The following is a 26,925-nucleotide window of genomic DNA, read 5'->3' as shown; positions in this document are numbered from 1 at the left end:
CACATGCAAGACCGTATTTTTATGTTTTAATAGTGATTTTTATTAAATGCCAAGGTTGTTTGTGTATCTTAGTGGCCTGGTTCCCAAATCAATACATCATAACCTTCTGGGTTCTTTGCTTCGACATCTTTGAAACCATGTCTGATAAAGAAATCTTTAGATTGGTTTCTTGCGATAGCTTTAATTGGTAAGTGTTTTTCTTTCGCAAAGTTTACTAATTCTGTGCCCAGTCCTCTTGATTGATAATTAGGTAATACTTCAAGTTTCCATAATACTAAGTAATGATCGTAGTCAGGGAAGTATTGTTCTTCAACTTCGCCATTTTCATATAACGCCATTCTCGCTGCAATTTTCTCCCCGACAAAAATGCCGTAAAATGGTGATTCTGAACTTGCGTCAATCATTTCACCCGCAAATTCATCAATAAAGGCGAGGTTAGGATTACTTGTTTCTCTAAAGTTCTCAAACAATTCATCCGTCTTATAGTTAATATCTAAGTGTTTTATGTTGCCCATTTTATTTCTCCCCCTTTTGTTTTCTTAAGTATATTATATATTAAATAGCGCTTACACGCATTGAATACGATAAGCCGTTAAATTGTGTTATATAGAAATAGACATTATACTATGATTGAGAAAACACAGTAGTTAAGGAGAAAAGTGTATGGATTGTTTAACCGCAAATATCAATGAGAATGATCAGTTTCTGACAAAGTTAAAATCAAGCGATTCAGTGCTTAATTCATTTTACCAATATGATGCGATGTCTCCTGAAAGCTTTAAAGAAGATTTAAACAAGCCAAGCAACGGCAGGGAGAAAGCATTAGCTTCTATTATTGGTGAATATATGTCAGATTTAGATTTATCTGATCAACAAAGAGAGAGTATTGATAAATTAAGTCGAGGAGCTAAAGTAGTCATCGGTGGACAACAAGCAGGGTTGTTCGGGGGACCGCTGTATACTTTTCATAAAATATTATCGATTGTTAATTTAAGTCTTCAAGTAGAAGATGAATATCAAAAAGAAGTAGTGCCGGTCTTTTGGATAGCCGGAGAGGACCACGACTTTGATGAAGTGAATCACACGTATGTCTTTAATCCAAACAAAGCGATGTTGCAGAAGGTAAAGTATCATACTATGACACCGCCTGAAAGTAACGTTTCACGCTATACGCCTGATAAGGAAGCACTAATTGAAGCATTAGATCAATTTATGGGGCAGCTTCAAGAAACAGAACATACGAAAGTACTGCATGAGACAATGTTGTCTCTAATTCAAAAATATGAAACGTGGACGGATATTTTCAAAGCGTTATTACACACAGTCTTCAAAGATTACGGTGTACTATTCATTGATGCGCAAGATCCGAAATTGCGTCAGCTTGAACAACCGATATTAAAAGAAATGTTGAAACAACATGAAGCGGTAGATAATGCCTTTAGACAACAACAAGCACGTACAGTAGAAGCAGGGTTCAGTCAGATGATTCAAACTGACACGAATGTGCATCTATTCTTACATGAAGAAGACATGCGTCAATTATTGACTTTTGAAGATGGTAAGTTCTATACAAGTAAGTCTCAAACTGGGTATACAGAAGCGGAATTGCTTGAAATCTTAGAACAAGAACCTGAACGTTTTTCAAACAACGTGGTGACACGACCGATTATGGAAGAGTGGTTGTTCAATACGCTCAGCTTTATCGGCGGTCCAAGTGAAATTAAATACTGGGCAGAATTAAAAGGTGCATTTGATGTCTTAGATGTAGACATGCCGATTGTCTTGCCACGTATGAAAATAACTTATTTAACACCACGCGTTGAAAAACTATTGAATCGCTATGAAATTAATACTGAAGATGTGATTACCAATGGTATTGATGATGAGAAAGATAAGTTTATCAGAGCGCATGCATCTGATAATTTCCTAGAACAATTAGACGCACTTCAAGAGAATCAGCAAGAAGTCTATAAGCAGTTATTAGCTGAAGTAAAAGATAATGAAGATAATAAGAATTTAGTGATTAAAAATAATCAAATTCATCATACGCAGTATGATTATCTTAGAAAACGTTATTTCCATAATATCGAGAGGGAAAATGCGATCAGCATGAAACATTTTAGAGAAATTAACGATGCCCTCCACCCAATGGGAGGTCTTCAAGAAAGAATCTGGAATGCGTTACAAATTATGAATGATTTTGGGATGGATGTGTTCAGTCCCTCCACCTATCCACCACTTCGTTACACTTTAAATCAAATTATTATCAAACCTTAGGGAATCAAGGGTTTAGCCCGTGCTCGCAGTCTTGAGCACGGGCTATTTTTATGCTAAAAATGAATTTTTTTCGATATGTTCACATAAATAGTGGAGGATAGTGGTGAGTTGTGGTAAATTATAAATAAGGTGAGGTGATATAAATGTTCATGGGTGAGTACGAACACCAATTAGACGCAAAAGGACGCATGATTGTACCATCTAAATTCAGATACGAATTGAATGAACGTTTTATTATTACCAGAGGCCTTGATAAATGTTTGTTCGGTTACACTATGGAAGAATGGCAGAATATTGAGGAGAAAATGAAGTCATTACCGATGACAAAACGAGACGCACGTAAGTTTATGCGTATGTTCTTCTCAGGTGCTGTTGAAGTGGAACTTGATAAACAAGGGCGTATTAATATCCCTAAAAATTTAAGGGAGTACGCTAATTTAACTAAAGAATGTACAGTGATCGGTGTTTCTAGCCGCATCGAAATTTGGGACAGATCTACATGGAACGCTTTCTATGAAGAATCTGAAGACAGTTTCGAAGATATCGCTGAAGATTTGATAGACTTTGATTTTTAAATGGAGGAATGAAAGTGTTTCATCACGTAAGTGTCATGTTAAAAGAAACCATTGACGAATTAAATATAAAAGAAGATGGTGTGTATGTAGACTGTACACTTGGTGGAGCAGGCCATGCCCTTTATTTATTAAATCAACTCAATGACAAAGGACATTTGATTGCGATAGACCAAGATATGACAGCAATTGAAAATGCGAAAGAGGTCTTAAAGGACCACTTAGATCGTGTCACTTTTGTGCACAGTAATTTCAGAGAAATCAATCAAATCCTTGATGATTTGAACATTGACAAAGTAGACGGCATTTATTATGACTTAGGCGTTTCAAGCCCACAGTTAGACGTGCCGGAGCGAGGATTCAGTTATCACCAAGATGCTAGATTAGATATGCGTATGGACCAGACACAACCTTTATCAGCTTATGAAGTTGTGAATGACTGGCCTTATGAAAGTTTAGTCAGAATCTTCTATCGTTATGGTGAAGAGAAATTCTCTAAACAGATTGCCAGAAGAATTGAAAAAACAAGAGAACATGAACCCATTGAAACAACTTTACAGCTGGTTGACGTTATTAAAGAAGGTATTCCTGCTAAAGCAAGACGTAAAGGCGGGCATCCTGCGAAGCGTGTCTTCCAAGCTATCAGAATTGCTGTAAATGATGAATTGAAAGCTTTCGAGGACTCATTAGAGCAAGCAATTGAAAGAGTCAAAGTACACGGACGCATTTCAGTGATTACTTTCCATTCGTTGGAAGACCGTTTATGCAAACAAATCTTCCAAGAATATGAAAAAGGCCCTGAAGTTCCCCGTGGTTTACCTATTATTCCAGAGGAATATACACCGAAACTAAAACGTGTTAACCGCAAACCGATTACAGCAACCGATGATGATTTAGCAGAAAATAACCGCGCTCGCAGTGCGAAATTGCGTGTAGCAGAGATTTTAAAATGATAGGAGAGTGACAAACTGCTATGGCTGTAGAAAGAATCTATGAACCTTATACCGAACAATATGAACCCGCCAGACAAAACCCAGAAGTCAATCCATCGCCGACTAAGAAAGTTAAGCGCAAGGTTGTCGTACAACTCACTAAATTTGAGAAGGTATTATACATATCTTTAGTCGCAGTGATTGCAATGATCAGTATTTATATACTTTCATTAAAAATGGATGCTTATGATACTAAGGGTAAAATTGCTGATTTAGATTATAAAATCGAACAACAATCAAGTCAGAACAGCGCATTAAAATCAGAAATCAAAAAGAACTCTTCTTATGAACGCATTTACGATAAAGCTCAAAAACAAGGCATGAGCTTAAAGAACGATAATGTAAAGGTAGTGCGTAATAATGCCGAAGCGAAAAATTAAAATTAAAAAAAATAAAATAGGGGCAGTCCTCCTCGTCAGCTTGTTCGGACTGCTCTTTTTTCTATTGGTTTTAAGGTATGCCTTTGTCATGTTGACAGGGCATTCTTCAGGACAAAACTTAGTGATGAAAGCCAATGAAAAATATTTAGTTCAAACACAACAACAACCAGAACGAGGAAAGATTTATGACCGTAATGGCAAAGTCCTCGCAGAAGACGTTGAACGCTTTAAACTGACAGCGGTTGTCAGTAAGAAAGCTGATGAAGGTTCAGACAAACCACGTCATGTGGTTGATAAGAAAGAAACGGCTAAGAAGCTCGCAACTGTCATCGATATGGAACCTAAAGAAATTGAAAAAATGTTAGATAACAAAAAAGCGTTCCAAGTTGAGTTCGGCCGTAAGGGCAGCAACTTAACGTACCAACAAAAAGACAAAATCGAAAAAATGAAATTGCCTGGTGTTGCGTTATATCCTGAAACAGAACGTTTCTATCCTAATGGAAACTTTGCTTCTCACTTAATTGGAATGGCACAAAAGAATCCAGATAATGGAGAATTAAAAGGTGCCATGGGTGTTGAAAAAATCTTTGACAGCTATTTATCCGGTAAGCGTGGGATGTTATCTTATGTACATGATATTTGGGGCTATATCGCACCAAATTCTAAACAAGAAGTAGCTCCGCAACGTGGAGATGATGTGCATTTAACGATTGACTCAAACATCCAAGTCTTTGTAGAGGAAGCCTTGAATAAGTTAGATGATCGTTTCGCACCAAAAGATGCCTTTGCGGTAGTTATGGATGCACATACAGGTGAAATCTTAGCCTTCAGTCAACGTCCGACATTCAACCCTGAAACAGGAAAAGACTTCGGTAAGAAGTGGGCGAATGACCTATATCAAAATACGTATGAACCGGGTTCTACCTTCAAGACGTATGGTTTAGCCGCAGCGATTCAAGAAGGTAAGTTCAAACCAGATAAGGAATATAAATCAGGTCATCGAGATATCATGGGTTCTGAAATCTCTGACTGGAACAATACAGGTTGGGGTAAAATTCCAATGAGTCTTGGTTTCACTTATTCATCCAACACCTTGATGATGCAGCTTCAAGATATGGTTGGATCTGACAAGATGAAATCATGGTATGAGAAATTCGGTTTCGGTAAACCAACAGGCGGTATGTTCGATGGTGAAGCAGCGGGCGGTATTGCCTGGGATAATGAATTACAACAAAAAACAACAGCATTCGGACAATCTACAACAGTCACTCCTATCCAAATGCTGCAAGCACAAACTGCATTCTTTAATAAAGGGAATATGGTTAAACCTTGGTTCGTAAGTAGTATAGACAATCCGGTTAAAAACGATACACTATATAAAGGTGAGAAAGAATTTGCAGGCAAACCAATTACGGAAGATACCGCGAACAAAGTGAAAAAAGAATTGGACTTAGTTGTTAACAGCAAGAAAAGTCACGCGCAAAACTTCAGAGTCAAAGGGTATCGTATCGGTGGTAAAACAGGTACTGCCCAAGTAGCTGACCCTGAAAACGGCGGTTACGTTAAAGGTCCTTATCCATACTTCTCAAGCTTTATCGGACATGCGCCAAGCAAAAATCCTGAAATTATTGTTTATGCTGGGATGAGCTTAGCTCAGAAAAATAAACAAGAAGCTTATGAAATGAATGTCAGCTCGGCATTTAATCCAATTATGGAAAACACATTGAAGTATTTAAATGTCGGTAAAGATAATGAAAAAGCAACTAAAGATTCATTCGGCAAAGTGCCAAATGTTTCAGGCGAGACTGTGGATCAAGCTGAAGAAGCTGTGAAAAACAAAGACTTGAAACCAGTAGTCATCGGTGAAGGCGATACGGTTGCACAGCAATTACCGCAAGCTGATGAAAAGACATTACTGCACAGTAAAGTCTTTATGAAAACAGATGGTGACATGACAATGCCTGATATGAAAGATTGGAGTAAAGATGATGTCTTAGCTTTCGAATCATTAACAGGAATTCGTGTTAAAATGAAAGGTAATGGCTTTGTTTCTGAACAATCTATCAGTCCGAATACGTCGTTGAAAGATAAAAAAGAAGTAGAAGTGAAATTGTCCGCACCACAAGCAGATTAGCATCAAGAGGTGATGGATACGTTTGGTATCCATCCCTCATCTTACATATAAAATTAAATTAAGATACACAAGGAGAACAATATGGTTTATGTTTTAGCAATTGTCGCATTTTTAGTTACAGCAGTATTAGTACCCATACTGATTCCAACATTAAAAAGGATGAAGTTTGGACAGAGTATCCGTGAAGAAGGCCCGAAAAGCCACATGAAGAAAACAGGTACACCGACGATGGGTGGATTAACGTTCTTAATCAGTATTATCGTCGCAACATTAATTGCGATTATCTTCTCAGATAATCCGAATCCGTTTATTCTATTGTTATTTGTGACAGTCGGTTTTGGTTTAATCGGCTTTATCGATGACTACATCATTGTCGTGAAGAAGAATAACCAAGGATTAACAAGTAAGCAAAAATTCTTAGCACAAATTGCGATTGCGGTTATCTTCTTTATCTTGAGTGATACATTTAACATGATTCATTTTGCGACAGGCATTCACATTCCGTTTACAACAGTACAAATTCCGCTTTCTGTCGTTTATGTTGTCTTCATTGTCTTCTGGCAAGTCGGCTTCTCTAACGCGGTTAACTTAACAGATGGTTTAGATGGTTTAGCGACAGGTTTATCTATCATTGCATTTTCTATGTATGCGATTATGAGCTTTATGCTTGGTAATCATGCAGTAGGTACATTCTGTATTATTATGGTCTTCGCATTGCTTGGTTTCTTATTCTATAACGTCAACCCAGCAAAAGTATTCATGGGAGACACAGGCAGCTTAGCTTTAGGTGGTATCATCGCAACTGTATCAATTATGTTAAACGCGGAAATTTCATTATTGTTCATCGGATTTGTATTTGTTGCTGAAACATTATCAGTTATTTTACAAGTCGCTTCATTCAAATTGACAGGCAAACGTATATTCAAGATGAGTCCGTTACATCATCACTTTGAATTATGCGGCTGGAATGAATGGAAAGTTGTGACAGTATTTTGGATTACAGGACTCATCACAGGCTTGATAGGTTTATGGATTGGAGTGCATTAATCAATGCTTAAATATAAAGGATTAGAAGGAAAACATGTATTAGTAGTTGGATTAGCGAAAAGCGGATATGAAGCGGCTAAATTACTACACCATCTTGGTGCAGAAGTTACTGTCAATGATGGCGGGGACCTTTCCAAAGATCCGCATGCGAAAGATTTAAAAGAAATGGGTTTAACTGTCATCGGGGGACATCATCCATTATCTTTATTGGATGACAATCCAATCATTGTTAAAAATCCAGGTATTCCCTATACTGTGCCATTGATTGAAGAAGCAGAACAACGTGGTTTGAAAATATTAACGGAAGTCGAATTGAGTTATTTGATTTCAGAAGCACCGATTATTGCGGTAACTGGGACAAATGGTAAAACAACAACGACTTCGTTAATTGGCGACATGTTCGACAACAGCAGACAAAAAGGTCTGCTTTCAGGCAATATCGGTTTTGTAGCATCTAAAGTTGCACAAGAAGCAAAATCTGAAGATTACTTAATTACTGAGTTGTCATCTTTCCAATTGCTTGATATCGATACGTATCGTCCACATATTGCGATTATTACGAATATCTATTCAGCGCACTTAGATTATCACGGTACTTTAGAAAACTATCGTGATGCGAAACGACGTATTTATAAAAATCAAACTGAAGATGACTTCTTGATTTGTAATTACAGTCAACGTCATTTGATTGAAACAGAAGGCTTAAAAGCCAAAACATATTATTTCTCTACAAATCAAGAAGTTAACGGCATTTATATGAAAGACGGATATATCGTCTTGAATGGTTTACGTATTATTCATAAAGATGATATTGTGCTTCCTGGTGAACATAACTTAGAAAACATTTTAGCTGCTGTACTTGCAGCAGTGTTAGCAGGTGTTTCCATTGATGCGGTCATTCATACACTAACAACATTCTCAGGTATCAAACACCGTCTGCAATATATTGGTTCGAACAAAACGAACAAATATTATAATGACTCGAAAGCAACGAATACTTTAGCAACGCAATTTGCGTTGAATTCATTCGAACAACCGATCATTTGGTTGTGCGGCGGGTTAGATCGCGGAAATGGATTTGATGAATTGATTCCATACATGAAGAATGTGCGTGCGATGTTGACCTTTGGTGAAACACAAGATAAGTTGACGAAGCTTGGTGAAAGCCAAGGCAAGTATGTGGTACGTGCAACAGATGTTAAAGACGCAGTGGAGAAAGTTCAAGATATTATTGAGCCAAATGATGTGGTCTTATTATCACCAGCATGTGCAAGTTGGGATCAATACAATACTTTTGAAGAACGAGGAGATGTTTTCATCGACAGTTTTCGTTCACATCTCCCTTCGAAGTAGGAGGGTGATGATGGATGGCAGACAAAGTACGAAAAATTGATTCAGAGTACTTAAAAGAAAAACGCCGAAAACGCAGAGCAAAACAGCGGCGCGTTCAACTTATAATATTTGGAACACTCATAGCGTTAATTATTCTGATAGTATTGTATATGTTCACGCCAATTAGTAATATTGACCATGTAGAGGTTAAAGGCAACCATTATCTTTCTGATAAAGAAGCGAAACAAGCTTTGGATTTAAAGAGAGATACTAAAATCTACATGTTCGGCAAAGGGAAAGCCATCAACAAAATGAAAGAAAATCCTTTCGTTAAAGACGTCCAGATCAAGAGAAAATTGCCGAATAATTTAGAGGTGAATGTTTCTGAGTATCAATTGGTCGGATTGTTAGAAGATAAGGGCAAATATCATCCAGTGCTTTCAAATGATCATATTTTAAAAGATTATAAAGGACAAGTACCGAATGATGCGCCAGTGATATCAGGTTTTAGTGAATCACGACGCGATAAAATGATTCAAGCTTTATCGGAAATACCGACAGAAATCAGACAATCAATTTCTGAAGTAGAATATGCGGATGATAAAGACAACCGCAATAAAATCAGATTGTATATGAAAGATGGCATTCAAGTCATCGGCAATATACGCACGATTGCCGATAAATTAAAATATTATCCTGAAATGGTCAGCGCACTAGAACGTGATGACTCTGGTGAACTGAAAAAATCAGGTTATATTGATTTATATGTCGGTGCTTCATTTATTCCATACAAATCTTCTTCATCAACATCATCAGACAGCAGTGTGAAATTGAAAGAAGGTACAGCAATGGAAGATAAAGCGAAAGATGAATTGCAGAATACTTTGAACAAAATTAATGACCAAATGAAAGACGATAAGACAACAAAAGATAATTCTCAGAAAGAAAGTAGTACAAATAATTAAAAAAGTCTTGAATATCATGTGTTTATAGTTCACAACCATAGAAACGTATTGTAAACTAACTATAGTGTATTTTTTAAAGAAATTGTCAGGAGGTGCCTATCTATGGAGGAACATTACTATGTAAGTGTAGATATTGGTTCATCTAGTGTAAAAACAATAGTAGGCGAAAAATTTCATAATGGAATTAATGTGATAGGTACAGGACAAACCTATACAAGCGGAATTAAGAATGGCTTAATCGATGATTTCGATTTAGCTAAACAAGCTGTTAAAGATACAATTAAGAAAGCTTCAATCGCGTCAGGCGTTGATATTAAAGAAGTATTCTTGAAATTGCCGATTGTCGCTACTGAAGTTTATGATGAAACCAATGAAATCGAATTTTATGAAGATACTGAAATAAACGGAAGACACATTGAAACTGTGTTAGAAGGCATCAGAGATAAAAACGACGTTGAAGAAACTGAAGTGGTGGATACATTCCCAATTCGTTTCATCGTAGATGGCGACAACGAAGTTTCTGATCCTAAAGAATTGATTGCAAGACATTCGTTAAAAGTTGAATCAGGTGTTATTGCGATTCAAAAATCAATTCTTGTCAACTTGATTAAATGTGTAGAAGCTTGCGGTGTGGATGTATTAGATGTTTATTCTGATGCATACAACTATGGCTCAATCTTGACGCCGACTGAGAAAGAGTTAGGCGCATGTGTGATTGACATTGGCCAAGATTTAACGCAAGTAGCATTCTTCGAACGCGGCGAGTTAGTTGACGCTGATTCATTCGAAATGGGCGGACGTGATATCACTGATGATGTTGCGCAAGGCCTTAACACATCTTATGCGACAGCAGAAAAAGTGAAACATCAATATGGTCATGCATTCTATAACTCAGCATCAGATCAAGATGTTTTCTCTGTTGAACAAATCGATAATGATGAAGATGCACAATTCACGCAAAAAGATTTAGCAGATATTATCGAAGCCCGTGTAGAAGAAATCTTCTTCAATGTCTTTGATTTACTGCAAGAATTAGGATTGACGAAAGTCAACGGCGGATTTGTGGTAACAGGCGGTTCAGCAAACTTGTTAGGTGTTCGTGAATTATTGCAAGATATGGTTAATGAGAAGGTAAGCATACATACACCTTCACAAATGGGAATCAGAAAACCTGAATTCTCATCTGCAATTTCAACGATTTCTAGCAGTATCACTTTTGATGAATTATTAGATTATGTTACAATTAGTAATCATGATAATGAAGAATTTGAAGAGGAAGTAATCGAGTCAGAACCTAAGCCGCATACTGAAAAAGCAAGCGGTTTCGACTGGTTCAAGAAAAAACAAGCTAAACCGACTCATGAAACACCTGCTTCAGGTGAATCAATTGAAACAGACGAAGTTTCTGAAACACCAGAAACACACAATACTAAGCAAGAAACTGATTATAACTCAGACCAATCTCATGAGAAACAAGAAGAAAGTAAATTTAAAAAATTATTGAAATCTCTATTTGATTGATTGCCCATTAAAACTAGGAGGAAATTTAAATGTTAGAATTTGAACAAGGATTTAATCATTTAGCGACGTTAAAAGTCATTGGTGTCGGTGGCGGAGGTAACAACGCTGTTAACCGAATGATTGACCATGGAATGAACAATGTTGAATTTATTTCAATCAACACTGACGGTCAAGCATTAAACTTATCTAAAGCTGAGTCCAGAATCCAAATCGGTGAAAAATTAACACGTGGTTTAGGTGCTGGCGCGAACCCAGAAATTGGTAAAAAAGCTGCAGAAGAATCTCGCGAGCAAATCGAAGACGCTATCCAAGGCGCTGATATGGTATTCGTAACTGCTGGTATGGGTGGCGGTACTGGTACAGGTGCTGCACCAGTTGTTGCTAAGATCGCGAAAGAAATGGGTGCATTAACAGTTGGTGTTGTAACTCGCCCATTCAGTTTCGAAGGACGTAAACGTCAAACTCAAGCTGCTGCAGGGGTAGAATCAATGAAAGCAGCTGTTGATACATTAATCGTAATTCCAAACGACCGCTTATTAGACATCGTTGACAAATCTACGCCAATGATGGAAGCGTTCAAAGAAGCGGATAACGTATTACGCCAAGGTGTACAAGGTATCTCAGACTTAATCGCAGTATCTGGTGAAGTAAACCTTGACTTTGCAGACGTTAAGACAATCATGTCTAACCAAGGTTCTGCATTAATGGGTATCGGTGTTTCTTCTGGTGAAAACCGTGCAGTTGAAGCAGCTAAAAAAGCTATTTCTTCTCCATTACTTGAAACATCAATCGTTGGTGCACAAGGTGTCCTAATGAACATTACAGGCGGAGAATCATTATCTTTATTCGAAGCGCAAGAAGCGGCTGACATCGTACAAGATGCAGCAGATGAAGATGTAAACATGATCTTCGGTACTGTTATCAACCCTGAATTACAAGATGAAATCGTAGTTACTGTAATTGCGACTGGTTTCGAAGACAAACCAGCAACTCATGCACGTAAACAATCTAATACAGGTTTCGGATCTAGCGCAACAAGCACAAGTGCTTCAAGCGACGAAGGTATCGGTCATGCGCCAAGATCTCATAGTTCTGAATCATCAAGCGAATCAAGAACACACACTACTAAAGAAGATGATATTCCAAGCTTCATCAGAAACAGAGAAGAAAGACGTTCAAGAAGAACTAGACGTTAATCTCTTTCTATAAAGTTTGCATTGAGCAATCAACCATAGTATCACGCAAGATTAGATGCAACAGGTCATCGAGTGGTCTAGTGAGAACAATAATCTAAAGTGTCATCAGATCGATTGATCTGATGACACTTTTTATATATTTGAATATAAGCGCAATTAGCTTTACTATTAAATTAACAACCTAGTTTAAAAGGCATCAATCTATAAATAGGAGAGATTATTATGCCAGAGAATTTTAGCAAACAACCACATTATTTAGAACATACGGGTGCGAAATCAGAAGGGATTACTTTAGGATTCACTACCAGAGAAGGCGGACAGAGTCCGTATCCAGAAAACGCGTTTAATATGGCATTATATATCGATGATGCTGCTGAAAATGTACATGCCCATCAACGTATCATTGCTGATGCCATCGGTTATGATAGAAAACAATGGATCTTCCCGATTCAAACACATGGCACAAATGTTGTTGAAGTGACAACAGACGACGCAAATACAAACATCGATACATTAACAGATGCTTTGCATGGAGTAGATGGTATGTACTCATATGATTCAGATGTATTATTAACGATGTGCTATGCCGATTGTGTACCTGTTTATTTCTATAGTCCAAAACATCATTTTATTGCATTAGCACATGCAGGTTGGAAAGGTACAGTTGGCCGTATTTCAGAAGAAATTTTAGAACATATCATTTTTGATTTGAAAGATCTGCAAGTTGTGATAGGTCCTGCGACTTCAAATAGTTATGAAATTAATGATGACATTAAAGCGCAATTTGAAGCCTTACCTGTTGATGCATCAACATTTATTGACACACGTGGCGAAGATCGTCATGGCATCGATTTAAAAGAAGCGAATCGTCAATTACTTATCCGAGCAGGTGTACCGAGTGAAAATATTGACGTAACAGATTATGCGACTTCTGAGAATTTGGACTTATTCTTTTCATATAGGGTAGAAAAAAGTAAGACTGGCCGTATGTTGGCATTTATCGGACAGTAAGAAGTAAGGAGTAATTGGAATGAATGTGAAACAAAATCTAGAACAAATCAACGAACATATTACGAAAAGTCTTGAGAAAGTCCATCGTGACACCAGACCGAACGTGATTGCTGTAACAAAATATGTTACAATAGAGCGAGCTAAAGAAGCATATGATGCTGGCATCAGACATTTTGGGGAAAATCGTTTGGAAGGTTTCCAAGCTAAGCGTGAAGCATTGCCAGATGACGTGGTAATGCACTTTATCGGTACATTGCAATCACGTAAAGTCAAAGAAGTCATCGATGACATTGATTACTTACATGCATTAGACCGTAAAAGTTTAGCGAAAGAAATCAATAAACGCGCATCACATGTCGTTAAATGTTTTGTTCAAGTGAATGTTTCTGAAGAAGAAAGTAAACATGGTCTTGCTTTAGAAGAAGTAGATGCATTTATCGAATTACTTGAACAATATGAGAACATTCAAGTCGTGGGTCTGATGACAATGGCACCTTATACAGAAGATGAAGCAGAAATTAGACAGATTTTTGAAACATTAAGACATAAACGTGATGAAATTCAAGCAAAACAATTAGATTATGCGCCATGCACTGAATTATCTATGGGCATGAGTAATGATTATGAAATTGCTGCAGAAGAAGGCGCAACCTTCGTACGAATCGGTACTAAACTAGTAGGGAAAGAGGAGTGAGCCAATTGGCTTTAAAAGACCTATTTAACAATTTTTTTGTCATAGAAGAAGAAGAGGAAGTTGCTGATCGTCAGCAACCTACAAAAAATACTGCACAAGCTGAACCAGAACCTCAAACACAAGCTACTACAACAGCGCAGCAAACGCAATCAACAAACAATAATAATTATTATAATGAAAGACAGCGTGCAATTAAGACTGTCCCTAAACGTCAAACACAAAGCAATCGATTGCAGACGTCTTCCAATGAAAGGAAGTATCAAATGGCTAATCACACAAACAATGACCCTTCAAGAAATGTAGTCAATATGAACGCTGGGAACTTGCACGAAAGTTCAAAAATGTGTTTATTCGAGCCACGTGTCTTCTCAGATACGCAAGATATTGCGGATGAGTTGAAGAATAGACGTGCGACACTCGTCAATTTACAACGTATTGACAATGTTTCTGCGAAACGTATTATTGATTTCTTAAGCGGAACAGTATACGCAATCGGCGGAGACATCCAACGTGTCGGTAATGATATTTTCTTATGTACACCAGATAACGTAGAAGTAGCTGGCAGTATTACAGAAGATATTGATACGTCTGAATTTGATTATGAATGAGGTAACCAGCTATGAGTTTAGTTAATGTTTTAGCGCTCTTATTTAATGCGATAGAGATATTGTTGACAGTGTATTACTGGGGTATGATTTTATACTTCTTTATGTCATGGATACCGAATGCGCAAGGTTCTGCATTTGGACGTTTCCTACGTAAGATTTACGAACCGTTTTTAGCACCATTTCGTAAAATTATCCCGCCAATCGGTATGATTGATATCTCAAGTTTAGCCGCTATCTTTGTGTTGATATTCTTCCAAAGAGGCTTACATGCGATATTCGTATTGATTCTGCAACAATTAGTTTAATAAATCATGAAAGGTATGCCGAATTTCATTGGAATCAGGCTGCCTTTTTCTTTTGTCAGGGGTGAATTCACATAGATATATATCAACACTTTAGAAGAGAAGAACAACCTATCATCACTATGTTGATGGATAAAGTACAACAAGCAGAACGCAATTATGCGCCGGTGTTAACACACTTTCTAGATCCAAGAGCACAATATATTTTAGAGGTCATCGTCAATAGTTTCGATGATTTGCAGGTTTCATTTAATGGCGGCAGTCCATCTAGTGAACGTAAGCGTGCAGTGATTGCGCCAGATTACTTTGAACCGACTGAAGAAGATTTTGAGCTGGTGCTGTTTGATTTAGAGTATCCTGAAAAGTTTGCGTCAATTGATCATCGTAACGTGCTTGGAACGTTGATGTCACTCAGTATTGAACGCGATCAACTCGGTGATATTATTGTAGGCGATAAAATTCAGTTTATTTTGACAAAGAATATTAAATCGTATATAATGTTGGAATTAAAGCGAATCAAGGGTGTACCGGTCAAACTGCATGAAGTACCACTAGAAGATATGATACAATCAAAAGAGGATTGGACGCTCCATCAAGCAACGGTCAGCGCAATGCGCTTAGATGTTGTGTTGAAGGAAATGATTCGTAAATCACGTTCAATTGCGAAACAATATATTGAAAAGAAACGTATCAAAGTGAATCATACAATTATTGAACGTCCAGATTTCCAACTAGAACCTGGAGATTTGCTGTCGATACAAGGACATGGCCGTGCGAGAGTGACTGAAATCGGTCATAAAACAAAGAAAGACAAACTGCGCATAGTATATGAAACTTTATTCAAATAGTGTATGATTAAGGAGGACAATATAAGATGTCTTTTACACCGAATGAAATTAAAAACAAAGAATTTTCTAGAATTAAGAATGGCCTTGAACCCACTGAAGTCGCTGATTATTTAAGCCAACTCAGTCAAGAAATTGAACATTTAAAAGAACAGAAAAAACAACTTGAAACAGTTGTAGAAGAAAAAGAAAATAACTTAAAAGCGTACAAAGAAGTACAACAATCAGTAAGTGACGCTTTAGTTCAAGCACAATCAGCAAGCCAAGAAACAAAAATGGCTGCGACAAAAGAAGCAGAAGCGATTATTGCGAAAGCAAAAGCAGAAGCAGATCGTATTGTGAATGACGGTGTGGAAAAAGCAAGACGTTTATCTTTCCAAACAGAAGATATGAAACGTCAATCTAAGATTTTCCGTTCTCGTTTCCGCATGTTAGTGGAAGCTCAGTTAGATTTATTGAAGAATGATGATTGGGATTACTTATTAAACTATGACTTAGATGCACAACAAGTCACAGAAGAAAACTTCCAACATTTACATCAAAATGATGTGACTGAACAAGAGAAACAACAAGCGCAAGCACAACAAGCTGAAGCACAAGACGGCACACCAGCACAAAATGAAGCAGATAAAGAACAAAAATAATAATTGAATTTTGTAAAACAGACGCGTAAGAATTAAGTGAACATATCAACATAACAGCGAGTTAGGGATGGTGCGAGCCTAATATATGTTTAATTCTTATATCACTGTTTTATCCAATCATATAGGTAAGAATGAAGAGAACTCTAAGTTGAGTTAATCAGGGTGGTACCGCGGTTAATCGTCCCTGTTAATTGAACTTAGAGTTCTTTTTTATATTTTAAGGAGTGAAAATTAATGAACTACAAAGAAACGCTATTGATGCCGAAAACAGACTTCCCAATGCGAGGGGGATTACCAAAGAAAGAACCAGAAATCCAAAAACAATGGGACGAACAAGATTTATACCATAAAATCTTAGAAAAAAATAAGGGAAATGAAACTTATATTTTACATGATGGCCCACCGTATGCGAACGGTAACTTACACATGGGACATGCCTTAAATAAAATTTTAAAAGACTTTATCGTACGTTATAAATCAATGCAAGGTTACTATTCACCTTATGTTCCTGGTTGGGATACGCATGGTTTACCAATTGAACAAGTGTTAACGAAAAAAGGTGTTAAGCGTAAAGAAATGCCTGTATCTGAATTCCGTGAATTATGTAAGGAATTCGCTTTAGAACAAATCGATATTCAAAAGAAAGACTTCAAACGTTTAGGTGTGAATGGTGACTTCAACGATCCATACATCACATTAAAACCTGAATATGAAGCAGCACAAATCCGTTTATTCGGTGAAATGGCTGACCGTGGTTTAATCTATAAAGGTAAAAAACCAGTTTACTGGTCACCATCAAGTGAATCATCATTAGCTGAAGCGGAAATCGAATATTATGATAAACGTTCACCATCTATCTATGTGGCATTTGACGTTAAAGACGGCAAAGGTGTTGTAGATGAAGATGCGAAATTCATTATCTGGACAACTACACCTTGGACATTACCTTCAAACGTTGCGATCACAGTTCACCCAGAATTGAAATATGGTCAATATAAAGTGAATGGTGAAAAATATGTTGTAGGTACTGACTTAGTAGAAGAAGTTGCTGAAGCATTAGATTGGGATAAAGACGCAATCGAACTTGAAAAAACATTCACAGGTAAAGAATTAGAATATGTTGAAACACAACATCCATTTGTTGATCGTGTATCATTAGTTATCAACGGCTTACACGTTACAACTGACGCTGGTACTGGTGCGGTCCATACAGCACCTGGACACGGGGAAGATGACTATATTGTCGGACAAAAATATGGTTTACCTGTTATCAGCCCATTAGATGATAAAGGGGTCTTCACTGAAGAAGGCGGCCAATTCGAAGGTATGTTCTATGACAAAGCAAATAAAGCTGTCACAGACTTACTTAAAGAAAATGGTTCTTTATTAAAATTACAATTCATCACACATAGTTACCCACATGACTGGCGTACGAAAAAACCGGTTATCTTCCGTGCGACACCACAATGGTTCGCTTCAATCAGTAAAGTACGTCAAGATATCTTAGACGCAATTGAAGAAACACACTTCAAAGTCGACTGGGGTAAAACACGTATCTATAACATGATCCGTGACCGTGGCGAATGGGTTATCTCACGTCAACGTGTATGGGGTGTACCACTTCCAGTCTTCTACGCTGAAAATGGCGACATCATCATGGATAAAGAAGTCATCTATCATGTAGCGAACTTATTTGAAAAATATGGTTCAAATGTATGGTTCGACCGTGAAGCGAAAGACTTATTACCTGAAGGCTTCACACATCCAGGCAGTCCAAATGGTGAATTCACAAAAGAAGAAGACATCATGGACGTATGGTTTGACTCAGGTTCATCACACCGTGGTGTATTAGAAACACGTCCGGAATTGTCATTCCCAGCTGACCTTTACTTAGAAGGTAGTGACCAATATCGTGGTTGGTTCAACTCTTCTATCACAACTTCAGTTGCGACACGTGGCCAATCACCATATAAATTCTTACTTTCACATGGTTTCGTAATGGACGGAGAAGGTAAGAAAATGAGTAAATCATTAGGTAACGTTATCGTTCCTGATCAAATCGTAAAACAAAAAGGTGCAGATATCGCACGTCTATGGGTGAGCAGTGTAGACTACTTATCTGACGTACGTATTTCTGATGAAATCTTAAAACAAACTGCGGATGTTTACCGTAAAATCCGTAACACATTACGTTTCATGTTAGGTAACGTTAATGACTTTAATCCAAGCACAGATGCGTTGGATGAAGCGGACTTATTAGAAGTCGATCGTTATTTATTAAATCGTTTACGTGAATTCACAGCGAATATTATCAAACACTATGATAACTTCGACTACTTAAACATCTATCAAGAAGTTCAAAACTTCATCAACGTTGAATTAAGTAACTTCTACTTAGATTACGGTAAAGATATCTTGTATATCGAAAAACAAGATTCACCAAAACGTCGTAGTATGCAGACAGTGCTTTACCAAATCTTAGTCGACATGACTAAATTATTAGCACCAATCTTAGCGCATACAGCTGAAGAAGTTTGGTCATATATCCCTCACGTAGAAGAAGAAAGTGTACATTTAGCAAATATGCCTAAAGTGGTTGAACCAGACACAGCATTACTTGAAAAATGGAACACATTCATGAAATTACGTGACGATGTGAACCGTGCTTTAGAAAGTGCACGTAACGACAAAGTTATCGGTAAATCATTAGAAGCGAAAGTAATCATCGGAAGCAACGAACACTTCGATGCGACTAGCTTCTTAAAAGACTTTGAAAACTTACAACAATTATTCATCGTATCTCAAGTGGAAGTAGAAGATAAAGTTGAAAATGGTACTGAATACTATCACGGCGATATCAAAGTTGTTCACGCTGACGGTGAAAAATGTGAAAGATGCTGGAACTACAGCACTGAACTTGGTTCAGCAAACGGCTTAGATCACTTATGCCCACGTTGCCAAGCAGTTGTAGAAACTTTATAAGTCACACATTGTTAAAATAAAGCTTAAAGTAAAAATGAAGCACTCTGACTAACCCTCAGAGTGCTTTTTTCAATGTATAGACTGTGAGCCAATCCTGAGTAATTGAGTCGAAAACTCGGTATAATGAGTAATACGCTTATGGAACGTCAATGAAAATAGACAGAAAGGAGCGACGGCATTGCGTCAATTAGGAGAAAAACATTACGTCAATGGTGTGACGTTAAATGTGAGAGATAAAGAAAACTTAAAACACTTTTATGAAGAGATATTAGGATTAAATGTGATTAATGAAACGTATACTTCTATTCAATATGAAGTAGGAGATTCAAAACATCGCATTACCTTACATCAAATAGATGATGGCAGAGAGCCATTAGTATCAGAAGCAGGATTATTTCATATCGGTATTCGCTTAGGTTCGCACGCGCATTTAGCGGATTTAATGGCACACTTAACGGAACATGAAATCCCGTTAAATGGTGCGGAACATAATGTCAGTACGTCATTATATTTTACAGACCCTGAAGGTAATGGCTTTGAATTTTATGCGGACCAACCGGAAGAAACCTGGGATTTTGATAAAGAGAATCGTGTGATTATGGATACAAGACATTTATATGCCTCTAAACTAATGAACTTACGTTCACGTGATGGATGGCAAGGTATTCCAGATGACAGTATGATTGGTAATTTACATTTGAAGACGGTACGTATTTCTGAAGTGAAAGATTATTACTTAGCACACTTTGGATTAGAAGAATCTTCTTTTGTGAATAAATCATCACTCTTTATGTCATCAAACGGTTATCATCATACTTTAGCTGTCAATCATTGGATGTCTAGTATGCAGCGGATGGAAAATGATGATACGTATGGTTTAACATTAGTAGATTTCCATTATCCAGAGACGACACATACTTGGCTAAAAGGACCGGACGGTATCGCATTTCGATTTAATTATCTAGGAGTTTGATAATCATTGAAAAAACTAATTTCAGCAGGTGTTATGTTGGTCGTCCTTGGTGGAGCAACATATGTGGCAGTCGACCATCAAGATGAGATTGAACATTATATAGAACAGATGAAACCTGATCCTATGGCAATTAATCCGTACGATGATGGAGAATGTACGGATTATGTGTTTGAGAAAGTCAAAGATGACGGTAATATGATTGGTAAAAGTTGGGGAGATGCGAAGTACTGGGCAGACAAAGCTGAAGAAGCGGGTTACACAGTGAATCAACAACCTAAATCTTCATCACTCTTACAATCACCAAGAGGTGAAGAAGGTCATGTCGCATACATTGAACATGTGAATGACGATGGTTCATTATATGTAACTGAAATGAATTACGTTGCCCCTCATAAAGTGACTTCACGTACGATTCAACCACAACAAGTTCAAAATTATCATTATATTCATCCAAAAGAGAAGCCAAAGACACAAGATACTAAAGAAGCTTAATTGATAATTTTAGTATCTGTTCTACTGGCAATTTGTTATAATATACAATGTTGTTATGAAGAAGTGAAAGGTCAGTATGCATCATTGTGGTGACACAATAGATTATCTGGCTGCTTCAAGGAGGAAGACATGAGAAAATCATATTTCATCGGTGCCACGTTATTTGTGACCTTAGCGGTACTGATTTTAGATCAATTTACTAAAGCATATATTGTAAAAACAATGTCAGTAGGCGACTCATATTCAGTCATTCCAGGATTTTTAAACATCACCTCTCACCGTAATACAGGCGCTGCTTGGGGAATACTCAGCGGCAAGATGGGCTTTTTCTTTTTAGTTACGATTATTGTATTAGGGTTACTTACTTATTTCTACGTTAAAGAAGCAAGAGGTCATTTCTGGATGCAGATGGCAATCAGTTTATTATTTGCTGGTGCGTTAGGTAATTTCATCGATCGTATGAAAAATGGTGAAGTGGTCGATTTTATTGATACGTATATTTTCGGTTATGATTTCCCAATCTTTAATGTTGCGGATTCTAGTTTGACCGTAGGTGTCATTTTAATTTTGATTTTGTTGTTGTTTGATTCTAAGAAAAATAAAGTGAAGTAAAGGAGTGTTGAAATGACTCAATTTGATTTTCAGATTACAGAAGATGAACACGTTGGCCAACGTATAGATAAATTCTTGCCTGAACAAAACTCTGATTGGTCACGTAGCCAAATCCAAGATTGGATTAAAGAAGGCTTAGTTGAAGTGAATCAAAAAGTTGTGAAGGCGAATTATAAAATGAAGAAGAATGATCAAGTTCAAGTGACGGAGAAGGAGACGGTTGAAGCGGATATTCAACCTGAAAATTTGGACTTAGACATTTATTATGAAGATGAAGATGTGGCAATTGTATATAAACCTAAAGGTATGGTTGTGCATCCCTCACCAGGTCATTACAGTGGAACACTTGTAAATGGCTTAATGTACCAAATCAAAGATTTAAGCGGCATTAACGGTGAAATCAGACCTGGTATTGTCCACCGTATCGATAAAGATACATCAGGTTTATTAATGGTTGCGAAAAACGATATTGCGCATAGAGGTTTAGTTGAACAACTCATGGACAAAACTGTAACGCGTAAATATACGGCATTAGTTCATGGTAATATTCCACATGACTACGGCACAATCGATGCGCCAATCGGCCGTAATAAAGTAGACCGTCAAGCTATGGATGTTGTCGATGACGGTAAAGATGCGATTACACACTTTAATGTGCTAGAACACTTCAACAATTACACATTAGTAGAATGTGAACTTGAAACAGGACGTACACACCAAATTCGTGTACATATGAAATACATCGGTTATCCATTAGTTGGAGATCCAAAATACGGACCGAAAAAAACAATGGACATTGGTGGTCAAGCCTTACATGCAGGTGTCATCGGCTTCACACATCCAGTAACTGGTGAATACATCGAAAGAAAAGCACCTCTTCCAGATTACTTTGAGGAAATCCTTGAAGATATTCGCACTAGACATGCGTAAATAAAAGTAAACTTAATATCTAATAGAAAACCCCTTGAAATGAAAGTGTTCGTTTCAAGGGATTTTTTGCATAAAAAAAGTCTTACTGACACAGTAAGACGTTAGCATTTAAGCTACATTTTCGCTTTAAGCTTGTTTTAACTTATTTATGATCTTTTAGAATGAAGTAAACTTCTAAATATAGAATAACATATTACTTTCAAAAACAAAAGAATTTTGAGATAATTTAAAAAATAGTGAACAATAGGTGATGAGATGAAAAAAACTAACCCATATATTCTTAGCTTAGATATTGGAACAGCAAGTATTGGTTATGCTTGTATGGATTTAGATTTTAATATTTTAAAATACCATGATAAAGATGCGATAGGTGTGCTTACATTTGAAGGTGCGGATACAGCAGCTGAAAGGCGTGGATTTAGAACAAGTAGAAGACGTAAAAATAGAAGAATTAAACGTCTTGGATTATTACAGGAAGTTTTAGCACCATTAGTAAAGAATCCTAATTATTACCAATTATTAAACTTGCATAAATGGAAAAATTCAAATGAGGATTTTAAACATCGCAGTTTATCTGAAGTCTTAAAAACTTTAGGGAAGAACCCTAAAACTTATCCTACGATTTATCATTTACAACAAGACATTCAGAACCATCCCGAAAAGAAATTTGAACCAGAATTAATTTTTTTAGCGCTTTACCACTTAGTTAAGTACCGTGGCCATTTCTTATTTAATAATTTAAGTTTTGATAAAGGAAAAACTGTTGATAATGAAGCACAACTATCAGAGCTGTTAGAACAATATCAAAGTATTAATCCATATGAAGGCTCTATTTTCAATAAAGATATTAAAGTGATTGTTGATACTTTAAAAGATGATCAGTTAACAAGAAATGATAAATCTAAAGAATTAAAGAGAAATGTGTCAAAAACTCATGCAGAGCTATTTAAAATGTTAGTTGGCCTTAAATTTAAGCAAAGTATTTTATTTGAAAATATGGAAAATGTAGAAGATATAAAAGAAAGTGCTACAGGGAGTGATGCAATTTCGTTATCTGATGATTATTATGAAAATTTATCAGAGTTTCTTACAGACGAACAACTGAATTTTATTGAGTCGGCTAATACGTTCTTTATGGGTATTATGTTAGACAGAATATTAAAAGGTGCAACAAGTATCTCTGCAGCCAAAGTGAGAGATTATAAGATTTTCAAAAATCAATTGAAGTTAATTAAAGATATCGTTTATCAAAATAAGTATGATAAATATCATGAGTTTTTCGTGACAAGTAAAGAAGATATGAGAGCATATCAAGAAAACCCTGATGCGAAAACGTTCGGGAAGCTATCTAAGTTTGATCAATATCTCATTCATCCTAAAGATCAGTATGCGAAATTGATGAAGGACTTAAAAGGGATAGTGCCTAAAAAATATACTGAGGTTTTAAATTTAATAGATGAACAAAAGTTCTTAGTGGTCCAAAATACGACGGATAATGCGAGTATACCGTATCAAAATAATGTGTTTGAAGCGGAAAATATACTTAGAAATCAACAAAAATATTATCCTGAAATTACTGAAGAGATGATTGGTAAAGTTATCAATTTAATTTCATTTAGAATTCCATACTATGTAGGTCCGCTCACTAATAAAAATGGGCAATCTGATTTTGCGTGGATGATTCGAAAATCAGATGAACAAGCTTTACCATGGAACTTTGACAAAGTTATTGATAAATCTAAGAGTGCTGAAAAATTCATCAGACGTATGACAAGTAAGTGTACTTATTTGTTAGAAGAAGATGTATTACCAAAACACAGTCTGTTATACCAAGAGATGGAAGTACTCAATGAACTTAATAATGTGCAACTTAGAGGAGAAAATGAACCTAAGCATAGAATCCATAGACTTGATCCTAAAGTTAAACAATTTATTTATCATAATCTGTTCCAAAAGAAAAAGAATGTCACGCATAAAGATTTAATCACCTTACTGCAAAACTCTGAACATAGAAATACTTTAAACAAAACAAGTGGTCAAAAATTAAAAGTGTTTGGTACGCAAAATGATTCAAAATTTGCGTCAAAACTCTCTACTTATAATGATATGAAAGCTATTTTTGGTTCTGTTGAAAATAAAAGACAGATGATTGAAGAGTTAGTTTTATGGGTTACAATCTTTGAAGATAAAGCGATATTGAAACAGAAAATTGGTGAAAAGTATCCAAATATTACTGAGAAACAACTTAATCAAATTGTTAAACTGAATTATTCTGGATGGGGAAGACTAAGTGAAAAATTACTAACTAAAGAAGTGAATGGTCGTTCTTTAATAGATTTGATGTATAGTACAGAAAATAACTTTATGGAAATTATCACAGATAAAACTTTAGGATTTGATTGTTTCATTAAAAATAGTAATAAGGTAAAAAATGCTAAAATTTCTTATAAAGATGTTGCTGAATTAAGAACTTCTCCTGCACTTAAAAAGGGCATTTGGAACGCGATAAAAATGGTAAGAGAAATTAGCAATTTATTTGGTGCACCAGAGAAAATTATTATTGAATTTGCGACAGAAGATCAAGTAAAAGGTAAACGCCAAAAGTCACGTAGCGAACTTTGGGATGATTTGGTTAAAAAGAATAACCTAAAACGAAATAAAGAGTTCAAAGGTTTGTTTGAAGAAATAAAAGCTTATCCTGATTTAGATTTTTCTAATCCTAAATTATGGCTTTATATTCATCAAAACGGTAAATGTATGTATACCAAGAAGCCGATAGATTTAGAAAGATTATTGTCAGATACGAATAATCAACTCTATGAAATAGATCATATTTTACCGAGAACATTTGTAAAGGACGATAGTATTAACAATAAAGTGCTTGTTATACAAAGTGCTAACCAGAAAAAATCAGGCGATAAAATGCCGCTGGAAATTTTTGATAATCATGTACTTGTTCCATTTTGGAAGATGCTATATGAAAACGACCTAATTAGCAGTAGTAAGCTTTCAAAATTAATGAAGAAAGAATTTAATGATTTGGATAAAGAAGGTTTTATTCAAAGACAACTTGTTGAAACAAGACAGATTATTTCTCATGTAAGTGACTTCTTAACAGAAGAATATCCATCAACTACTGTCGTTCCTATGAAAGCAAACGTCGTTTCTGAATTAAGACGTAAATTTGATATACCTAAAATTCGTCAACTTAACGATTGGCATCATGCGGTAGATGCGTATTTAAATGGTTTCGTATATCAAGCTGCTCGTGTCTTTTATCCTAAAGTTAATTTATTTGAATTTAACTTCAAGTGGGAAAAAGTGCGTGAAAAATGGAGACAATTGGGTGAATTCACTGAGAATAATAAGAAAAGAGAATTCTTCCTGTTTAAGCGTATGGAAAACTATGTTAATGAACATGGGGAAGGTATGATTTCTAAATTGATATTTGACTTAGATAATTTTAAGTTCAATTATTCAAGAAAAGTAGAAAGTACAGAAAGTGCATTCTATAAACAAAGTGCTTTTTCTCCTAAAAATACGACTGCACAGTATGACTCGGATAAAAATAAAACAGCTATTTATAAAGAAATGAAAAATAAACGTGGTATTGTAGTTAGCTACACTTATGTTAAAAAAGATCAAGAGTTAATAGGTTACGGCGTATTTAATGAAACGGTATTTGAATATGTAAATAATGCTGATGTAGATATGAATACACGTGCATTGAAAATTGTTCGAAAAGCATTTCCTAAATTAGACATTAAAAAAGTACAATATCTATTTAGTATTAATAAGGGCGATACACTTCTTGTCAATGGACATCCATTCTTATTTGTTTCTGCATATGAACGCATTAATGGTAAACAATTAGAGTTTGATATCGCAATGCAACGTAAAATAAAACAGGCATTAAGTCCATATAATAATATGACAGAACAAGAAAAAGTAGAGTTTTATAATCAGTTTGCAGAAAAAGTTATTGAAGAGTTCAGAAATAGTATTGGATTACAATCTAGAGATAGAAAGGTTAACTTAATAAAAAATCTGTTTAACAATACAGAAAAGTCTAACGACTCAATGACTCAATCTATATTAGAAGTTTTGAAGATGACTAAAGTCTCAGCTGAGAGATCAAAAGAATTAAAGATACGATGGAATGGACAAACGCCAAACACATTTATAGATACTAAAAATAATGCTGAAATACAATATAAATCTATTACTGGTTTAAAAACAACTAAACCTAAATCTATTTTCAAATTAGCGGAGTCTAAAAATGAGCTTTAGGACTGTCATAATTACTAAAGAATCAAAGTTGTCCTTGAGAATGAATCATTTAATAGTAAAAGCTGATGAATTGTATAAAATTCCACTCCAAGAAATTCTATGCTTGGTGATAGAAAATCCAAGCGT

General features: G+C 36.0%; 23 protein-coding genes. 22 read left to right on the top strand and 1 reads right to left on the bottom strand.

Annotation, left to right across the window (positions count from 1 at the left end):
- Nucleotides 1-68: 68 nt before the first annotated feature.
- Nucleotides 69-515: an N-acetyltransferase gene (locus HMPREF2603_RS05640; RefSeq protein WP_002480586.1), complete on the bottom strand. Its 447-nt coding sequence runs from the start codon at nt 513-515 to the stop codon at nt 69-71.
- Nucleotides 516-663: 148 nt separating this feature from the next.
- On the opposite strand from HMPREF2603_RS05640, the gene bshC reads away from it, so the two are divergent.
- From bshC to cas9, 22 genes are all read left to right on the top strand, one after another.
- A complete protein-coding gene (bshC, locus tag HMPREF2603_RS05635; protein WP_060803926.1) occupies nt 664-2,277 on the top strand; it encodes a bacillithiol biosynthesis cysteine-adding enzyme BshC in 1,614 nt (537 codons plus the stop codon).
- A 143-nt stretch (nt 2,278-2,420) separates the two neighbouring features.
- A complete protein-coding gene (gene mraZ / locus HMPREF2603_RS05630) occupies nt 2,421-2,852 on the top strand; it encodes a division/cell wall cluster transcriptional repressor MraZ (protein WP_002480588.1) in 432 nt (143 codons plus the stop codon).
- Nucleotides 2,853-2,866: 14 nt separating this feature from the next.
- Complete coding sequence (gene rsmH / locus HMPREF2603_RS05625) at nt 2,867-3,802, top strand: 16S rRNA (cytosine(1402)-N(4))-methyltransferase RsmH (protein WP_023015776.1); 936 nt, start codon at nt 2,867-2,869, stop codon at nt 3,800-3,802.
- A 20-nt stretch (nt 3,803-3,822) separates the two neighbouring features.
- Nucleotides 3,823-4,221, top strand: a complete 399-nt coding sequence (ftsL, locus tag HMPREF2603_RS05620; RefSeq protein WP_002480590.1) for a cell division protein FtsL — start codon at nt 3,823-3,825, stop codon at nt 4,219-4,221.
- Nucleotides 4,202-6,355, top strand: coding sequence for a penicillin-binding protein (locus HMPREF2603_RS05615; RefSeq protein WP_060803927.1), 2,154 nt, complete (start codon nt 4,202-4,204; stop codon nt 6,353-6,355). The genes ftsL and HMPREF2603_RS05615 overlap by 20 nt, the downstream gene beginning before the upstream one ends.
- An 81-nt stretch (nt 6,356-6,436) precedes the next feature.
- Nucleotides 6,437-7,402 carry a phospho-N-acetylmuramoyl-pentapeptide-transferase gene (mraY, locus tag HMPREF2603_RS05610; RefSeq protein ID WP_057510997.1) on the top strand — a complete coding sequence of 322 codons (966 nt, stop codon included), beginning with the start codon at nt 6,437-6,439 and terminating at the stop codon, nt 7,400-7,402.
- A gap of 3 nt (nt 7,403-7,405) precedes the next feature.
- On the top strand, nt 7,406-8,755 hold the full coding sequence (murD, locus tag HMPREF2603_RS05605) for a UDP-N-acetylmuramoyl-L-alanine--D-glutamate ligase (protein ID WP_070501993.1): 1,350 nt from the start codon (nt 7,406-7,408) through the stop codon (nt 8,753-8,755).
- Nucleotides 8,756-8,769: 14 nt separating this feature from the next.
- Nucleotides 8,770-9,699, top strand: a complete 930-nt coding sequence (locus HMPREF2603_RS05600) for a cell division protein FtsQ/DivIB (protein WP_057510999.1) — start codon at nt 8,770-8,772, stop codon at nt 9,697-9,699.
- Nucleotides 9,700-9,801: 102 nt separating this feature from the next.
- Complete coding sequence (ftsA, locus tag HMPREF2603_RS05595; RefSeq protein WP_060803929.1) at nt 9,802-11,220, top strand: cell division protein FtsA; 1,419 nt, start codon at nt 9,802-9,804, stop codon at nt 11,218-11,220.
- Between the two features lie 29 nt (nt 11,221-11,249).
- A complete protein-coding gene (ftsZ, locus tag HMPREF2603_RS05590) occupies nt 11,250-12,416 on the top strand; it encodes a cell division protein FtsZ (RefSeq protein ID WP_002480596.1) in 1,167 nt (388 codons plus the stop codon).
- A 222-nt stretch (nt 12,417-12,638) separates the two neighbouring features.
- Nucleotides 12,639-13,427: a peptidoglycan editing factor PgeF gene (gene pgeF / locus HMPREF2603_RS05585; protein WP_023015771.1), complete on the top strand. Its 789-nt coding sequence runs from the start codon at nt 12,639-12,641 to the stop codon at nt 13,425-13,427.
- A 19-nt stretch (nt 13,428-13,446) separates the two neighbouring features.
- The gene (locus HMPREF2603_RS05580) at nt 13,447-14,121 is read left to right on the top strand and encodes a YggS family pyridoxal phosphate-dependent enzyme (RefSeq protein ID WP_002480598.1); all 675 of its coding nucleotides are present in this window, start codon (nt 13,447-13,449) and stop codon (nt 14,119-14,121) included.
- A 5-nt stretch (nt 14,122-14,126) separates the two neighbouring features.
- Complete coding sequence (locus HMPREF2603_RS05575; RefSeq protein ID WP_002480599.1) at nt 14,127-14,729, top strand: cell division protein SepF; 603 nt, start codon at nt 14,127-14,129, stop codon at nt 14,727-14,729.
- Between the two features lie 11 nt (nt 14,730-14,740).
- Entirely contained in the window at nt 14,741-15,034 is a 294-nt protein-coding gene (locus tag HMPREF2603_RS05570) for a YggT family protein (RefSeq protein WP_002480600.1), read from the top strand.
- 71 nt (nt 15,035-15,105) lie between these two features.
- Nucleotides 15,106-15,879, top strand: a complete 774-nt coding sequence (locus tag HMPREF2603_RS05565) for a YlmH family RNA-binding protein (protein ID WP_060803930.1) — start codon at nt 15,106-15,108, stop codon at nt 15,877-15,879.
- Between the two features lie 26 nt (nt 15,880-15,905).
- The gene (locus HMPREF2603_RS05560) at nt 15,906-16,520 is read left to right on the top strand and encodes a DivIVA domain-containing protein (RefSeq protein WP_023015769.1); all 615 of its coding nucleotides are present in this window, start codon (nt 15,906-15,908) and stop codon (nt 16,518-16,520) included.
- A 234-nt stretch (nt 16,521-16,754) separates the two neighbouring features.
- A complete protein-coding gene (ileS, locus tag HMPREF2603_RS05555) occupies nt 16,755-19,502 on the top strand; it encodes an isoleucine--tRNA ligase (protein ID WP_070501991.1) in 2,748 nt (915 codons plus the stop codon).
- Nucleotides 19,503-19,680: 178 nt separating this feature from the next.
- Complete coding sequence (locus HMPREF2603_RS05550) at nt 19,681-20,475, top strand: VOC family protein (RefSeq protein WP_060803932.1); 795 nt, start codon at nt 19,681-19,683, stop codon at nt 20,473-20,475.
- Between the two features lie 6 nt (nt 20,476-20,481).
- Nucleotides 20,482-20,967: a CHAP domain-containing protein gene (locus HMPREF2603_RS05545; protein WP_060803933.1), complete on the top strand. Its 486-nt coding sequence runs from the start codon at nt 20,482-20,484 to the stop codon at nt 20,965-20,967.
- 129 nt (nt 20,968-21,096) lie between these two features.
- Nucleotides 21,097-21,579: a signal peptidase II gene (gene lspA, locus HMPREF2603_RS05540; RefSeq protein ID WP_002480607.1), complete on the top strand. Its 483-nt coding sequence runs from the start codon at nt 21,097-21,099 to the stop codon at nt 21,577-21,579.
- 12 nt (nt 21,580-21,591) lie between these two features.
- Entirely contained in the window at nt 21,592-22,509 is a 918-nt protein-coding gene (locus HMPREF2603_RS05535; protein WP_002480608.1) for an RluA family pseudouridine synthase, read from the top strand.
- A gap of 255 nt (nt 22,510-22,764) precedes the next feature.
- Nucleotides 22,765-26,799, top strand: coding sequence for a type II CRISPR RNA-guided endonuclease Cas9 (gene cas9, locus HMPREF2603_RS05530; protein WP_060803934.1), 4,035 nt, complete (start codon nt 22,765-22,767; stop codon nt 26,797-26,799).
- Nucleotides 26,800-26,925 lie beyond the last annotated feature (126 nt).

The sequence above is a fragment of the Staphylococcus sp. HMSC055C03 genome, from assembly GCF_001809385.1.
GTDB classification, from domain to species: Bacteria; Bacillota; Bacilli; order Staphylococcales; family Staphylococcaceae; genus Staphylococcus; species Staphylococcus simulans.
The sequence above is the reverse complement of the archived record's forward strand: the minus strand, read 5'-3'. Positions and strand labels throughout refer to the sequence as shown.

Bases quoted from the DNA above. Each gene is read 5' to 3' on its own strand.
- HMPREF2603_RS05535 (WP_002480608.1), top strand. From the start codon at position 21,592: ATGACTCAATTTGATTTTCAGATTACAGAAGATGAACACGTTGGCCAA.
- HMPREF2603_RS05600 (WP_057510999.1), top strand. From the start codon at position 8,770: ATGGCAGACAAAGTACGAAAAATTGATTCAGAGTACTTAAAAGAAAAA.
- HMPREF2603_RS05615 (WP_060803927.1), top strand. From the start codon at position 4,202: ATGCCGAAGCGAAAAATTAAAATTAAAAAAAATAAAATAGGGGCAGTC.
- HMPREF2603_RS05640 (WP_002480586.1), bottom strand. From the start codon at position 515: ATGGGCAACATAAAACACTTAGATATTAACTATAAGACGGATGAATTG.
- HMPREF2603_RS05560 (WP_023015769.1), top strand. From the start codon at position 15,906: ATGTCTTTTACACCGAATGAAATTAAAAACAAAGAATTTTCTAGAATT.
- cas9 (WP_060803934.1), top strand. From the start codon at position 22,765: ATGAAAAAAACTAACCCATATATTCTTAGCTTAGATATTGGAACAGCA.
- bshC (WP_060803926.1), top strand. From the start codon at position 664: ATGGATTGTTTAACCGCAAATATCAATGAGAATGATCAGTTTCTGACA.
- HMPREF2603_RS05580 (WP_002480598.1), top strand. From the start codon at position 13,447: ATGAATGTGAAACAAAATCTAGAACAAATCAACGAACATATTACGAAA.
- mraZ (WP_002480588.1), top strand. From the start codon at position 2,421: ATGTTCATGGGTGAGTACGAACACCAATTAGACGCAAAAGGACGCATG.
- ftsL (WP_002480590.1), top strand. From the start codon at position 3,823: ATGGCTGTAGAAAGAATCTATGAACCTTATACCGAACAATATGAACCC.
- ftsA (WP_060803929.1), top strand. From the start codon at position 9,802: ATGGAGGAACATTACTATGTAAGTGTAGATATTGGTTCATCTAGTGTA.
- lspA (WP_002480607.1), top strand. From the start codon at position 21,097: ATGAGAAAATCATATTTCATCGGTGCCACGTTATTTGTGACCTTAGCG.
- murD (WP_070501993.1), top strand. From the start codon at position 7,406: ATGCTTAAATATAAAGGATTAGAAGGAAAACATGTATTAGTAGTTGGA.
- mraY (WP_057510997.1), top strand. From the start codon at position 6,437: ATGGTTTATGTTTTAGCAATTGTCGCATTTTTAGTTACAGCAGTATTA.
- ftsZ (WP_002480596.1), top strand. From the start codon at position 11,250: ATGTTAGAATTTGAACAAGGATTTAATCATTTAGCGACGTTAAAAGTC.
- pgeF (WP_023015771.1), top strand. From the start codon at position 12,639: ATGCCAGAGAATTTTAGCAAACAACCACATTATTTAGAACATACGGGT.
- HMPREF2603_RS05570 (WP_002480600.1), top strand. From the start codon at position 14,741: ATGAGTTTAGTTAATGTTTTAGCGCTCTTATTTAATGCGATAGAGATA.
- ileS (WP_070501991.1), top strand. From the start codon at position 16,755: ATGAACTACAAAGAAACGCTATTGATGCCGAAAACAGACTTCCCAATG.